Below are 12,683 nucleotides of genomic sequence, written 5' to 3' on the forward strand. Positions count from 1 at the left end.
GAGCGCTCCAGAGCCATTTCAGCCGAAACTGAGCATGGTTCTTGGGAGAGCAGCATTCTGTGCATAAGTCAAATGGAGACCTGCAAAAAATGGAACGGTGGCGCCCATCGACGTCAAGTCCCTTGTTCAAGCACGAGCGAAGCAAGTTGCTCGGATTGCGACACCCGTAGCCCACCTGCGCTGCGCAGGTGAGCGCCCGCTCGCAGCGCCGCCGCGACCGTCTGGACATCCACGCCGCGGTACTGGGCCCAGGGGCCGATGAGCACCGGGCGCAACAACTGCACGGCGGCGATCCCGATCGCCTCGCCAATGCGGCGTTCCTGACGGTCGCCCAGCAGAAAAGACGGACGCACGATGTGCAGGCTGGGCAGGTTGAGGGCCTTGAGCGCCGCTTCCATCTCACCCTTGACGCGGCTGTAGAACACGCGGCTGGCGGTGTCTGCACCCAGTGCGCTGACCACGCCCACATGCTGCGCCCCGCGCGCCTGTGCCGCGCGCGCCACGGCCAGCACGGCATCAAAGTCCACCTTGCGAAACGCCGCCTGCGAGCCCGCGGTGCGAATCGTCGTGCCCAGACAGATATAGAGCACGGCCGGTGCAGGCGCGGCGCTCAGCGCAGCGTCGGCGTCCAGCGCCGCGTAGTCCACCACGCATTCGATCAGCTTGCTGTCCGGCCGCGCGGCGCCCTGCACGAGCAGGCTGCCGGCGCGGCGCACCAGCGCCACCACCTGCCGCACCTGCGGGTCATTGAGCAGCTGGCCGACCAGCGCGCGGCCGGTCAGCCCCGTGGCGCCTGCGACCCAGACGATCTCACCGGCGGCTGCAGCGGGGCCAGACGCCCCCATGCGCACGGCCATGCTCAGGCAGCAGCGTCCTGGGCCAGGCGCTCGTGCTGCACCGGCACGCCGCCGCGTATGCGGCGGGAATAGTCATGCACCGCGTCCACCAGCACAGACACGTTCTCCGGCGGCGTGAACTGGCTGATGCCGTGGCCGAGGTTGAACACATGGCCCACGCCGGGTTGCCCGGCAGCGGCCGGCGGCCCGAAGCTTTCCAGCACCTTGGCCACCTCGCCGCGCAGCTGCTCGGGCGCGGCCATCAGGGCCATGGGGTCGAGGTTGCCCTGCAAGGCCACGCGGTCACCCACGCGGGCGCGGGCGTTGCCCAGGTTGGCCGTCCAGTCCAGACCGATCGCATCGCTGCCGGCACCGGCAATCTCCTCGAGCCACATGCCGCCGCCCTTGGTGAACAGGATGGACGGGATACGCACGCCGTCCTTGTGCAGGGGCAGCTGCTCGATGACGCGCTTGCTGTAGGCCAGGCTGAACTTCTGGAACAGACCGTCGGCCAGCACGCCGCCCCAGCTGTCGAAGATCATCACGGCCTGGGCGCCGGCGTCGATCTGCGCCTTGAGATACGTGGCCACGGCCTGGGCATTCACTTCCAGGATGCGGTGCAGCAGGTCCGGGCGCTGATACATCATGGTCTTGATCAGGCGGTAGTCGTCGCTGCCTGCACCTTCGACCATGTAGCAGGCCAGCGTGAAGGGGCTGCCCGAAAAGCCGATCAGCGGCACGCGGCCAGCCAGTTCCTTGCGGATCAGCGTCACCGCATCAAACACGTACTTGAGCTTCTCCATGTCGGGCACGGCGAGCTTGGCCACGGCGGCTTCGTCGCGGATCGGCGTGGCGAAGCGCGGGCCTTCGCCCTGCGCAAACGAGAGGCCGAGGCCCATCGCATCCGGCACGGTGAGGATGTCACTGAACAGGATGGCGGCATCCAGCGCGTAGCGGCGCAGCGGCTGCAACGTGACTTCGCAGGCGAGTTCCGGGTTGGTCGCCAGGCCCATGAAGCTGCCGGCCACCTCACGCGTGGCGCGGTACTCCGGCAGGTAGCGGCCCGCCTGGCGCATCAGCCAGACCGGCGTGTAATCAGTGGGCTGGCGCAGCAGGGCGCGCAGGAAGGTGTCGTTTTGAAGGGGCGCGAACATCCGCGGAGTGTAAGCGGCAGCAGACGGCGCGGTGCGTCAGCTTTGCACCACGATCACGGCGGTCAATAAATAGCCGGAATTTATCTTTTATTGATCAACAAAATCTGGCTTTCCGCTTTCCTCATCACGTTCTTCAACGATTAATCACTCAATGAATTTATGGCCGAAAATGATTTCTACTGCAGATCGCGTGCGCGGTTGAAATCGGCCCGATCAATGCTCCGGAGCTTGATTTCGCGCATCTCGCGGGCAACCAGCATGCGCAGGGTGACCTCCGTGCCCGCTGGGCCGGCTGCCCAAAGCTTGCGGTAGTAGTCCTGCAGGTCGTCCACCTTCTGGCCAGCCACGCCGAGCAGGATGTCGCCCTGGCGGATGCCGGCGCCGTCGGCCGGGCTGCCTCGCGTGACGCGCGAGACGATCAGGTTGCCCGCGGTTTCCTGCACGCTCATGCCCAGCCAGCCGCGCGCGGGGCCACTGGCGCGGCCGCGTTCGACCAGATCCTTGAGCAGGGGCTTCACGAGATCCGTGGGCACATACATGTTGCCGGGGATGTTGCTGCCGCGCGTGCGCTCTAGCAGCATGGAGCCGATACCCACGAGCTTGCCTTCGCCATTGACCAGGGCCGCGCCGCTCCAGTTGTTCACCGGCGGGAAGGTGTAGATCGCGCGATCCAGCGCATATTCCCAGGGGGCGATGAAGGCCTCGCGGCTGATCACGCCGAGCTCGAAGGCCTCCGGCTCGCCGGCGCCGATGGTCAGCAGGCGGGCGTTGGCCTCGATCTTGTCGCTGTCACCCAGTTCGAGCGGCGTGCCCTTGATGGGCAGCAGGGTGCGTACCACACCCAGGCCGGTGGCCTGGTCGTAGCCCACGCGCGTGGCGGGGCTGACCTTGCCGTCCGGCCCCATGACCTGCACGCGCTCGGCCTCCAGCAGCAGATAGCCGACGGTGAGCACGGTGTTCGGGCCGATCAGCACACCCGTGCCGCCGCGCTCGGTGCCCAGGGTCTCGCTGCTCACCGCGTTGTCGTTCACCTCCACGCGCAGAAAGACCACGCTGTCCTTCAGGCGCGCGGCCAGGGCCGGGTCCAGGGTGGACATGACAGGCGGCGCACCAGGAATGCTCGGTCCGCGCTGGGCCAGCGCAGGCGACGAGACCAGCACCGCGGCCGTGAACAGGCAGGCTGCTGCCAGCCAGCGCGTCAGAGACTGCGCCATCATGCGGCGCGCTGCGTGCACAGACCCTTGCGGGGACGAAGGCCGAGGGGAAGGCATGGCGGGCTCCTGCGGGCTGCGCAGCCGATGCAGTGCCGGCGCGCGATTCAACAACGTGAGCTTTGTTGTACTGCGCCGCCCGCCCGCTTGGCGAGCCTTGCGCCTACGGGGCAACCCGCAATCGCTCGGGCGTTTGGTCGCAGGCTGGCCAAGGCGCGCGCGGGACTGGACATGGCCGGGACAGGGGCTGGTCGGGGACACATGCGCGGCTGGCTCCTAGGCGCACGCAGCTTCGGCGCGCGAGCGGACCGCTTCCTACAATGCGGCCCCATGATCGATCTGCTCACCACCTTCTCGCGCAAAGTGCTCTTCACGCTCGAGCCCGAAGACGCGCACGCCCTCACCCTGACCAGCCTGAACGCCATGGCCGCCAGCGGCGCAGCCAAGATGCTCTTTGGCGCACCGACGGGTTCGCCCGTGACGGTGATGGGCCTGAACTTCCCCAATGCGGTGGGCCTGGCGGCCGGCGCCGACAAGAACGGCGAGTGCATCGAGGGCTTTGGCGCCCTGGGATTCGGCTTTCTGGAGCTGGGCGGCGTGACGCCACGCCCGCAACCGGGCAATGAGAAGCCGCGCGTGTTCCGCCTGCCGGACGCGAATGCAGTCATCAACCGTCTGGGCTTCAACAACCACGGTGTGGAGCGGCTGGCGGCCAATCTGGCGCGCTACCGCCGCGCGCCCAAGTACAGCGGCGTGATCGGCGTGAACCTGGGAAAGAACAAGGACACGCCCAACGAGAACGCGCTCGACGACTACCGCATCTGCTACGAGCGCCTGCACGATCTGGTGGACTTTGCCACCATCAACGTCAGCTCCCCCAACACCGCCGGCCTGCGGGCCCTGCAGGAGGTGGATGAACTGCGCCGGATTCTGGAGGGCATGGCTAACGCACGCGACAAGCTGGCCAAGAGCCGCCGCGTACCGCTGAGTGTGAAGATCGCGCCGGATCTGACCGACGAGCAGATCGGCAGCATTGCCGAACTCGCCCTGCACTGCGGCATGGACGCCATTACCGCCACCAACACCACCGTGGCGCGCGATGCCGTCAAGCACCTGCCGCACGGCACCGAAACCGGCGGCCTGAGTGGCGCGCCGGTCTTCGAGGCCAGCAACGCCGTGATCCGCAAGCTCAAGGCCGCGCTCGGTGACAAGCTGCCCATCATCGGCGTGGGCGGCGTGATGAGCGGCGCAGACGCCCGCGCCAAGCTGGACGCCGGCGCCAGCCTCGTGCAGTTCTACACCGGCCTCATCTACCGCGGCCCGGCGCTGGTACATGAGGCGGTGGTGGCGTGTCGCTGATTCAGACCCGAACCAGTCGCGGCTGATCACCCGGCCTTGCTTCAGCCCAAGCGCCACCCGAATACGCCCCTCCAAGCCCGCACCCTACCCGCACCCGGCCCGCACGATGCCCGAGCTGCCGCCCGCTCTCATCAACGCCTGGCAGCAGCTAGGCCAGGCGCTCGGTCTGGCGCACTCGGCTGCCCTCTATGCCGCGGTCTCCGCGCTGCACATCACCGGCATTGCCTTGCTGTTTGGCGGTATTGCGCCTGTGGCGCTGCGTTTTCTGGGTGGCATGGCGAGCCTGGGCGAGGCGGCGGTGCGCAGCCTGCAGCGCTTTGCGGCCTGCGGGCTATTGTTTGCGGTGTGCACGGGGGTGCTCTTGATCAGCGTGAAGCCCGCCGACTACCTGGCCAGCCCGGTGGTGTGGGCGAAGTTCGCGCTGATTGCCACGGCCACAGCGCACGCGCTGTGGTTTCACTGGGCAAGGCGGCGATCCACGGTGCCGGTGCTGGACACGCCCCGCGCTGCGCTGGCGGCCAGCGGTGCGGCCTCGCTGCTGCTCTGGCTGGCGGTGATAGGCCTGGGGCGCTGGATCGCGTTTGCCGTCTGAGCCGCGTGCTCAGGCCGGGCGCCACACGGCGGCATGCTCCTGCACAAAGGCCTGTAGTGAGCGAGGGGGTCGGCCGGTGATGGTTTGCACCGCGTCGGTGATTCGCTCGGCGGCGCCGGCCTTGAAGAAGCCCAGGATCGTGACGAGCATCTCGGTATAGGCCGCAGGCATGCCGGCGGCCAGCAGGCCGGCACGCATGGCATCGGGCGGGATGTCTTCGTAGCGGATTGCGCGGCCGGCGGCGGCTGAAAGCAGACGGGCCACGTCCGCGTGATCGAAGGCCTCGGCCCCCGTCAGATCGAAGGCCTGGCCGTCATGGGTGCTAGACGTGAGCAGCACGGCAGCCACCTCGGCAATGTCGCGCGCATCGATGAAGCTGCCACGCCCCTGCCCGGTGGGCAGCGCGATGGCGCTGCGCTCAAGGATGCCGGGCAGCCAGTAGCTCGTGAAGTTCTGCATGAACCAGTTGGGGCGGATGATGCTGTAGGCCAGGCCGGCACGCTCCACGCGCTGCTCCAGACGCCGGAACGGGCCGCTCGGGTCCGCGTCGGCGCCCATAGCCGTCATGAGCACGAGCTTGCCCAGGCCATGGCGGCGGGCGGCGTCGACCGCCGGCCCCAGCAGGGCATCCTGATCGGGGTGGCCAGGCGGGCTCATCAGGAACGCCCGGCTGGCGCCTGCGAAGGCGGCCTCCAGGCCTGCACCGGTCGCCAGATCCAGGGCCATCGTGTCTGCGCCGCGTGGCTGGCGGGCGCCGGCAAGTACGCGCTCGCCGCGCTGCTGCAGGGTCTGAACGAGGGCGCGGCCGACCGTGCCGGTGCCGCCGATGATGAGTGTGTAGGCCATGTGTGAACACCTTTCTGTGGACTGGCCCTGCAGTCTGCGCGCCGATTCCCGTACGATGAATGGCAGAAAATCCACTTTTCATGTCTGATCGTTCACATGGACCTGTTGACCGACGTATTTGCGCAGGCGGGCCTGCGCCGCCGCATGCTCGACCTGCACCCGCTCGCAGCGGGGGTTGCGCTGCGCTTTCCGTGCGAGCGCAGTCTCGGGCTGCATGTCGCGCTGCGCGATGGCGTGTTCATTCATGCAGGCAGCGCCGCGGGTGCGGTGCCGCTGGCACTGCAGGCGGGCGACATTGCGCTGATGGCGCGCGGCTGTTCGCATCTGCTGAGCACGCATTCGGACCCGGGTGCACTGACGGTGACCGACCTGCGCCCGCCCGAGCCCGATGCGCCCGAGCCCAAGGTGCCTGAGGGCCGCGCCGGGCTCGCGGTCGGCACCCAAGGCGGCGGCGCTGCCCTGCTCAGCGCGGCCTATCAGCTCTGGCATCCGCCGGTGCACCCCTTCCTGCGCGAGATGCCGGGCTGGATCGTGCTGCCCGCGGCGCGCGTGGCGACGCTATCCGGCGTGCAGCACACCATGACGCAGCTGATCGAGGAGACCCGCCAGCCCCGGCTGGCAAGCCAGACGATCGTCCACGGGCTCATGGATGCCCTGTTCGGCTACGTGCTGCGCGAACTTGCCTGGCCCGACGCGGACGCCCCGGGATGGCGCGCCGCCACTGCGGACCCAGCCGTCCAGCAGGTCCTGCAGCTGCTGCATCGAAATCCGGCGGCACCCTGGACCCTGGCGCAACTCGCAGCCGCGGTGGGTGTCTCGCGCACCGCGCTGGCCACCCGCTTTCGCGCCATCATGGGCGACACACCCCTGAACTACCTGCGGGCGCTGCGCATGACGCGGGCCATGCAGCTGCTCACGCAGTCCGATCGCAATCTGGAGCGGATCGCACTCGAATGCGGCTACCAGGATGCGTTCAGCTTTTCTAAGGTGTTCAAGCGGGTGGTCGGCAGCTCACCGCGCGAGTTCCGCCGCCGAGATGCTGCAGATCGCCTCTTGCACTGGCGCCTGCCACCGACCGGCTAGCGCCGTGCGCAGTGCCCCACGCAGGCCGCCCTTGGGCTGCCGGTCCTCAGAGGGACGCCCGGGGCCCTGCCATTGATGCGCCCGAAACAGACGCACTGCGGTCGATGCAGGGCCTGACGGGGCGCACGCGGCGCCCCGTGATCCGCCTCAGATCTCGCTGCGGCGCGCGATGACCTTGGAGACCAGGCCGTAGGCAACGGCTTCGTCGGTGCTCATCCAGTAGTCGCGGTCGATGTCGGCCTGCACCTTCTCCACGGGCTGGCCGGTCTCGGCGGCGATGATGCGCGCCAGACGCTCACGCATCTTGATGATCTCGCGCGCCTGGATGGCGATGTCGGTCGCCTGGCCGCCGGCGCCGCCCGAGGGCTGGTGGATCAGAAAGCGGGTATTGGGCAGGCAGACGCGGCGTTCCTTGGGCGCGGCCAGGAAGATGTGCGTGCCGGCGCTGGCTACCCAGCCACTGCCGATCATGTTCACCGGCACCTCGATGAAGCGCACCATGTCGTGGATCGCGTCGCCGCTCTCCACGTGGCCGCCGGGCGAGCAGACGATCATGTTGATCGGCTCGCTGGACTCGGCGGCCAGGGCCAGCAGGCGGCCGCACACATCCTTGGCCAGGGCCTGGGTGATGGGGCCATAGACCAGTACGTGGCGCGAGGCAAAGGTCTTCTGGTCGATGAACGAGGCGATCTTGCTCTTGCCTTCGTCGCCGTCGGTGTCGTTATTGAATGTCCACATGGGGGTCTCCTTGGTCGGATGCGGTGGCTTGCTGCGATGCTAGCGACTCCTGCGGCAGATCGATTCCGGCCGCGTGAGCGGACAGTGCGCGGCCCGGCCGGCTGGCGGGCTCCCCCATTCGCACGACGCGCCTGTGCGTGATGACCTGATTTCGTCATTGATGCGCCTGCGACGCGTTGCCTAGTGTGGTGCATGGCCCGCCTCCAGGGCCCTTGTCATCGCGGGGACGCCATGCAGGAGTCAGGTCATGTCTTATGTCTTCAAAGGGTCGCTGCGCGGGGCGCTGTGCGGTGATTGCATCGAGCCGCTTGCGGGGCTCACACTCAAGCTGTATCGCGTGGACGCGGACGCCCGCACCACGGCACTGGCGGTCGCGGCCGCAAAGGACACCTTCGGTCCGGTGGATGACGCTGCTGCAGCCGCCAAGGCCGGCCGCCTGTTGGCCGAGGGGCTGATCGACGACCAGGGCAACTTCAGCATCGGTCTGTCGGAGAAGAACTATGACGGCGGGCCCTTCGAGCTGGACCTGTGGTGCCCGACGGTGCCGCACCTCAAGCCCGGCCCGCGGCCGCCTGTGCCGCTTCAGTTCGGCATCACGGTGCTGCAGCCGCTGTGGCGTCAAACGGAGCGCGAGCAGATCGCCGCCTGGGAGTACGTGATTCCACACCGCGCCTGGTGCGGTGTGCGCGGGCGTTTTGGCGCCTGGACCATCTGCGGGCACGTGCGCCATTGCGAGACACAGGCACCGATTGGGGGGGTGCGCGTGCGCGCCTTCGACGTGGACTGGCTGCAGGACGACGATCTGGGCAGTGCCGTCACGAACGCTGCCGGCCACTTCCGTATCGACTATCTGGCCAGCGACTTCAAGCGCACGATCTTCTCGCCCTCCATCAATCTGGAATGGACAGGCGGGCCGGACCTCTACTTCCGCGTCGAGACCCTGGGCGGCACGCCGCTGCTCAATGAGCCGCCCTCGCGTGGCCGCGCGCCGGACCGCGAGAACGCCGGGCCCTGCTTCTGCGTGGACCTGTGCCTGAAGGAGCAGCCGCGGACCAACGAGCCGCTGCCGGTCTTCGACGCGCTGGGGGGCTACCTCTTCGCCAGCCAGATCGACAGCGCCGTGCCCGGCAGCGGCAAGACCGTGGGCGACCATCGTGCCTTCTATTCCACCGTGCGCTTGAACGGCGTGCTGCCCAAGACCCTGAACGGCCAACCCCTGGAATACCGGTTCGAGTATCGAAGCACGGACGCCAGCGGCAACCCCACCGGCCCGTGGACGCACGTGGCGCCGGCGCAATGCAGCGCCACCTTCATCGGCCGCAACGAGCGCTATGCGCCTGCCTTCCCTGGGGACCCGAACCCGGTCAAGACCCGCTACATCTACGCCGACCCCGCCGTCCCTGGTGGCGGACCGGACAATGCGCAGATCGTGGGGGGCTGGATTCGCGTGCCGCAGGCAGCCAATGTGTTCGCGCCCGAGGGCTTCTTCAACCCCAACGGCAACATGCTCAACGTGATCACGGGCGCGCTCGCTGCGTCGCCCTCGATCGACGTGAACGGCGTGAAGGGTGGCGACAGCAGCACCGTCTTCGGCGCGATCTTCGCCAGCAACCGCCACGTAGGCCTGCGCATGCGGGTGCGCGAGGTGGGCAACCCCGCGAGCGAAACGGATGCCGGCACCTGCGCTCACGTTGCGATCGAGAACGTGCGCTACCAGAACGTGAGCAAGGGCGGCGCGTGGGCACCATTCAAGCTGAGCGATCAGCTCGCGGTGGTGTCGGTGGATGTGCTGCAGCTGCGGGCCAACGGCTGCGCCGGCGTGCAGGCCGGGCTGGACGTGGTGATCACCGCCACACACCCCAACCTGGGTGCCGTGAACGTGAGCATGCAGGGCCCCGGGGGGCCCTATGCCTTCACCCTGCCGGCGGCCGGGCCGAACGAGCGCGTAGGCGCCTGCGCACCTTCAGGCTTCACGGTGGCGGGCCTGGCGGACTGCGCCTACATCATCGACCTGAGCGCCGAGCTGCTGCTGACCACCGGTGACTCCGCGCCCTTGCCGGTGACTGACCGGATCGGCTTCTGCAAGAAGTAGCTGCGCTGAGCGAGCGGCGTGGCGGGTCGAATCTCGATCCGCCACGCCCGGACGCGCGAACGCAGATGCCCGATCCATGCGGGTCTTCAGGCCAAAATGGCTGGAGACCCTTGCCAGACAAGCGGAAAGCCTCTTGGGGAACCCTCAGGCCTTGCGCTGACCCATTGTCACCACCAGCGCGATGCCGCCCAGAATGGCCGCTGACGCCAGCAGCAGGCGCAGGCTCAGGGCTTCGCCCAGAAACAGCACCGCACCCACCGCCGCGATCACCGGCACGCTGAGCTGCAGCGTGGCCGCGATCATGGCCTTCAGGTGCGGCAGCGCCGCATACCAGATGGCATAGCCCACGCCCGAGGTCAGTGCGCCCGACAAGACGGCATACAGCACGCCGGTGGTGTCCAGCCGGGCCTGCGCAAGCAGCGCCAGACTCAGGGCCAGCGCCATGGGCACCGTGCGCAGGAAGTTGCCGGCCGTGACCTGTAGCGGATCACCCGCGCCCTTGCCACGCAGGGAGTACACGCCCCAGGCGCAGCCGGCGGCCATCATCAGCAGCGCAGGGGCCAGCGGTGGCGCAGACAGGCCCGGCAGCAGCAGCCCCACCAGGCCGCCGAAAGCCAGCACCAGCCCGAGCACCTGCAGGGCACCCAGGCGTTCGCCGCGCAGCAGACCCCAGCTGGTCATGCTGGTCTGCACGGCGCCGAACAGGATCAGCGCGCCGAGCGCGGCGCCCAGCTGCACGTAGGCAAAGGAGAAGGCCGCAGCGTAGGCAAACAGGGCGGCGGCCGAGCCCCAGCTACCCTGCCCCATGCGCGCACGCGCCGTGCCACGCGCACGCAGCTGCACCAGCAGCCACAGCGCCAGCGCACCCGAGACCATGCGCACAGTGGTGAAGCTGGCGGCGTCGATCTGCGTGTGCGCCAGCGCCGCGCGGCACAGCAGCGAGTTGCCGGCAAAGGCCAGGAGCGCCAGCAGGGTCAGGGCAATGAGATGCAGGATGGGCATGTGTGGACTGGGGGTGATGCGCCGCGTGGCCAGGACGGTTGCCCCGCCGCGGCCTGGGGCAGGCTTCTCGCTTGTCTGGCAAGCCTTTCCAGCCACTTTGGCCTGAAGAGGCTTGTCCAGAGCCGATCTTGCTGTTCAAGCCCGGGCGTCAGCTGCGGCCGAACAGGAACAGCACCGGAATCTCCAGGCGCGCGGCCCAGGCCCGTTCGTTGTGGCCGGTGCCTTCAAACACCCGACTCAGGTAGTTGGCTTGCGTGTAGCCGCGGTCGCGGGCGATCTCGTCGACGAAGCGCTGGTAGGGCGCGTAGATCGCATCGAGCTCCGTGGTGCCGTGATCCTGATACAGCCGGTGCGTGGCGGGGTCGGCGAGGTGGTCGCGCAGGTAGTTGAATGCCGCCAGCGGAATGTGCGAATTGGCCTGGAAGCCGCCGACCCAGTGCGTGGACAGGCCCGCCGCGCCGCCGAACACCTGCGGATGCTCGCTCATGCCGTACACGCTGATCAGCCCGCCCATGCTGGAGCCCATCAGAACCGTGTGCTCGCGCTCGGTGCGGGTGGCAAAGCGCGCGTCGATGGCGGGCTTGAGCTCTTCGACCAGGAAGCGCAGGTAGGCGTCGCTCTGCGGCTTGCCCTGCAGGCCCTCGCGCACCAGGCGCTCGCGGATCTCGGGCTTGAGCAGGGGCAGGAACTTCTGCGGCATGTACTCGCTGTGGCGGAACTTGCCGTTGTTCCACACGCCCACCACGATCACGTCCGGAATGCGCCGCTCGCGCACCAGGCGCGAAAGCGTCGCGTCCACGTTCCAGGCCTGCTTGTTCCAGGTGGTGGAGGCGTCGAACAGCATCTGGCCGTCGTGCATGTAGATCACCGCAAATCGGCGGCCGGCGCGCACGGCTTCGTCGTAGCCCTCGGGCAGCCACACGTCCACATGGCGTGCGTCGATCAGCTTGCTCGGAAAGTTGGCCAGGCGTTCGATGCGGCCGCTGGCCGGCTTGGGCAGGGTTTGGGCCTCGGCCTGCACCACCGGCGCGAGCGAGAGGCTCAACGCGGCCAGACTGCAGGCGAGCAGTTCGCGGCGCTGCGGATTGGGCGCCGACGTGGCGTGGATGTCGTGGTCTTCGGGCTGGCGGCCGGGCATGGTCAAGCGTCTCCAGAATGTGTTCTAGTGCGCCGCGTTGTACCCGCAGGAGCCACGTTCGCCTAGCCGCGGCATCGACGGCGCTGCCGCACGGCGCTAGGCTTCAGCGCCCTACGAACACACGGAGACCGCATGACCGGACCGCTGGCCCCGCACCACGCTGACGATCGCCACGCCAGACGCACGCGCACACTCATCGCCACGCTGTCGGCTGCCAGCCTGAGCCTCGCGCTGGGGTGTGCCGGCACCAGCGAACCCGCGGGGGCGCCGCAACCCCTGCCGCCGGAGCTGCAGATCGTGCCGCCCCAGGTGTCTGCGCAGGTGCAGTGCAAGGAGCACGTGCAGCAGGCCGCGCCTCCGAGCTACCCCGCGCAGGCCCGCAAAGAGGCGCGCAGCGGCTGGGCGCTGGTGGGCTTTGCGCTGGACGGCAGCGGCCGTGCGGTGGGTGCCACGGTGCTGGAGAGCAGTGGCGGCGCGGATTTCCAGCGCGCGGCGCTGGACGCATTGGCGCAGACCCGCTTCCGCGCCGGGGCCAGCGCCCCGGCCTGCAGGCTGGTGTTCGACTGGGTGAGCGTGCGGCGCGCCATGTAGCGCCCTGCTTCGCCGGGACGGGCGGCCAGGTTTGCCAGCCC

Annotated in this window: 12 protein-coding genes; 5 read left to right on the forward strand and 7 right to left on the reverse strand. The window is 68.6% G+C overall.

Features of this window, described 5'->3' with window-relative positions:
* Positions 1 to 113 precede the first annotated feature (113 nt).
* From ACMDW7_RS16840 to ACMDW7_RS16850, 3 genes are all read right to left on the reverse strand, one after another.
* Positions 114 to 857, reverse strand: coding sequence for an NAD(P)H-binding protein (locus tag ACMDW7_RS16840; protein ID WP_377304529.1), 744 nt, complete (start codon positions 855 to 857; stop codon positions 114 to 116).
* A gap of 2 nt (positions 858 to 859) precedes the next feature.
* Positions 860 to 1,990 (reverse strand): uroporphyrinogen decarboxylase, encoded by a 1,131-nt coding sequence (gene hemE / locus ACMDW7_RS16845; RefSeq protein WP_377304531.1) that lies wholly within the window; start codon positions 1,988 to 1,990, stop codon positions 860 to 862.
* Positions 1,991 to 2,166: 176 nt separating this feature from the next.
* Entirely contained in the window at positions 2,167 to 3,207 is a 1,041-nt protein-coding gene (locus ACMDW7_RS16850; protein WP_377304532.1) for a S1C family serine protease, read from the reverse strand.
* Positions 3,208 to 3,531: 324 nt separating this feature from the next.
* On the opposite strand from ACMDW7_RS16850, the gene ACMDW7_RS16855 reads away from it, so the two are divergent.
* Both ACMDW7_RS16855 and ACMDW7_RS16860 read left to right on the forward strand, forming a co-directional pair.
* Positions 3,532 to 4,560: a quinone-dependent dihydroorotate dehydrogenase gene (locus ACMDW7_RS16855; RefSeq protein WP_377304534.1), complete on the forward strand. Its 1,029-nt coding sequence runs from the start codon at positions 3,532 to 3,534 to the stop codon at positions 4,558 to 4,560.
* Between the two features lie 106 nt (positions 4,561 to 4,666).
* A complete protein-coding gene (locus tag ACMDW7_RS16860) occupies positions 4,667 to 5,152 on the forward strand; it encodes a hypothetical protein (protein ID WP_377304536.1) in 486 nt (161 codons plus the stop codon).
* A 9-nt stretch (positions 5,153 to 5,161) separates the two neighbouring features.
* On the opposite strand, the gene ACMDW7_RS16865 is transcribed toward ACMDW7_RS16860, so the two are convergent.
* Positions 5,162 to 5,998, reverse strand: coding sequence for an SDR family oxidoreductase (locus ACMDW7_RS16865; RefSeq protein WP_377304538.1), 837 nt, complete (start codon positions 5,996 to 5,998; stop codon positions 5,162 to 5,164).
* A 96-nt stretch (positions 5,999 to 6,094) separates the two neighbouring features.
* On the opposite strand from ACMDW7_RS16865, the gene ACMDW7_RS16870 reads away from it, so the two are divergent.
* Complete coding sequence (locus ACMDW7_RS16870; protein WP_377304540.1) at positions 6,095 to 7,081, forward strand: AraC family transcriptional regulator; 987 nt, start codon at positions 6,095 to 6,097, stop codon at positions 7,079 to 7,081.
* Positions 7,082 to 7,228: 147 nt separating this feature from the next.
* Here the strand turns inward: ACMDW7_RS16870 and ACMDW7_RS16875 are convergent, their stop codons facing one another.
* Entirely contained in the window at positions 7,229 to 7,819 is a 591-nt protein-coding gene (locus ACMDW7_RS16875; protein WP_377304542.1) for an ATP-dependent Clp protease proteolytic subunit, read from the reverse strand.
* Between the two features lie 247 nt (positions 7,820 to 8,066).
* Between ACMDW7_RS16875 and ACMDW7_RS16880 the strand changes: the two genes are divergently transcribed.
* On the forward strand, positions 8,067 to 9,911 hold the full coding sequence (locus tag ACMDW7_RS16880; RefSeq protein ID WP_377304544.1) for a hypothetical protein: 1,845 nt from the start codon (positions 8,067 to 8,069) through the stop codon (positions 9,909 to 9,911).
* A 144-nt stretch (positions 9,912 to 10,055) separates the two neighbouring features.
* Here ACMDW7_RS16880 and ACMDW7_RS16885 read toward each other — a convergent pair whose 3' ends face one another.
* Together ACMDW7_RS16885 and ACMDW7_RS16890 are read right to left on the reverse strand one after the other, a co-directional pair.
* Positions 10,056 to 10,913 (reverse strand): EamA family transporter, encoded by an 858-nt coding sequence (locus ACMDW7_RS16885; RefSeq protein WP_377304545.1) that lies wholly within the window; start codon positions 10,911 to 10,913, stop codon positions 10,056 to 10,058.
* A gap of 148 nt (positions 10,914 to 11,061) precedes the next feature.
* Positions 11,062 to 12,051: an alpha/beta hydrolase gene (locus ACMDW7_RS16890; RefSeq protein ID WP_377304547.1), complete on the reverse strand. Its 990-nt coding sequence runs from the start codon at positions 12,049 to 12,051 to the stop codon at positions 11,062 to 11,064.
* Positions 12,052 to 12,183: 132 nt separating this feature from the next.
* Between ACMDW7_RS16890 and ACMDW7_RS16895 the strand changes: the two genes are divergently transcribed.
* On the forward strand, positions 12,184 to 12,642 hold the full coding sequence (locus tag ACMDW7_RS16895; protein ID WP_377304549.1) for a TonB family protein: 459 nt from the start codon (positions 12,184 to 12,186) through the stop codon (positions 12,640 to 12,642).
* The last annotated feature ends 41 nt before the right edge of the window (positions 12,643 to 12,683 follow it).

The organism is Piscinibacterium candidicorallinum, from assembly GCF_047549485.1.
Lineage (GTDB): Bacteria > Pseudomonadota > Gammaproteobacteria > Burkholderiales > Burkholderiaceae_C > Piscinibacterium > Piscinibacterium candidicorallinum.

Coding starts and splice junctions, on each gene's coding strand:
- ACMDW7_RS16885 (WP_377304545.1), bottom strand. CDS start 10,913: ATGCCCATCCTGCATCTCATTGCCCTGACCCTGCTGGCGCTCCTGGCC.
- ACMDW7_RS16840 (WP_377304529.1), bottom strand. CDS start 857: ATGGCCGTGCGCATGGGGGCGTCTGGCCCCGCTGCAGCCGCCGGTGAG.
- ACMDW7_RS16860 (WP_377304536.1), top strand. CDS start 4,667: ATGCCCGAGCTGCCGCCCGCTCTCATCAACGCCTGGCAGCAGCTAGGC.
- ACMDW7_RS16870 (WP_377304540.1), top strand. CDS start 6,095: ATGGACCTGTTGACCGACGTATTTGCGCAGGCGGGCCTGCGCCGCCGC.
- ACMDW7_RS16895 (WP_377304549.1), top strand. CDS start 12,184: ATGACCGGACCGCTGGCCCCGCACCACGCTGACGATCGCCACGCCAGA.
- ACMDW7_RS16875 (WP_377304542.1), bottom strand. CDS start 7,819: ATGTGGACATTCAATAACGACACCGACGGCGACGAAGGCAAGAGCAAG.
- ACMDW7_RS16850 (WP_377304532.1), bottom strand. CDS start 3,207: ATGATGGCGCAGTCTCTGACGCGCTGGCTGGCAGCAGCCTGCCTGTTC.
- ACMDW7_RS16855 (WP_377304534.1), top strand. CDS start 3,532: ATGATCGATCTGCTCACCACCTTCTCGCGCAAAGTGCTCTTCACGCTC.
- hemE (WP_377304531.1), bottom strand. CDS start 1,990: ATGTTCGCGCCCCTTCAAAACGACACCTTCCTGCGCGCCCTGCTGCGC.
- ACMDW7_RS16890 (WP_377304547.1), bottom strand. CDS start 12,051: ATGCCCGGCCGCCAGCCCGAAGACCACGACATCCACGCCACGTCGGCG.
- ACMDW7_RS16880 (WP_377304544.1), top strand. CDS start 8,067: ATGTCTTATGTCTTCAAAGGGTCGCTGCGCGGGGCGCTGTGCGGTGAT.
- ACMDW7_RS16865 (WP_377304538.1), bottom strand. CDS start 5,998: ATGGCCTACACACTCATCATCGGCGGCACCGGCACGGTCGGCCGCGCC.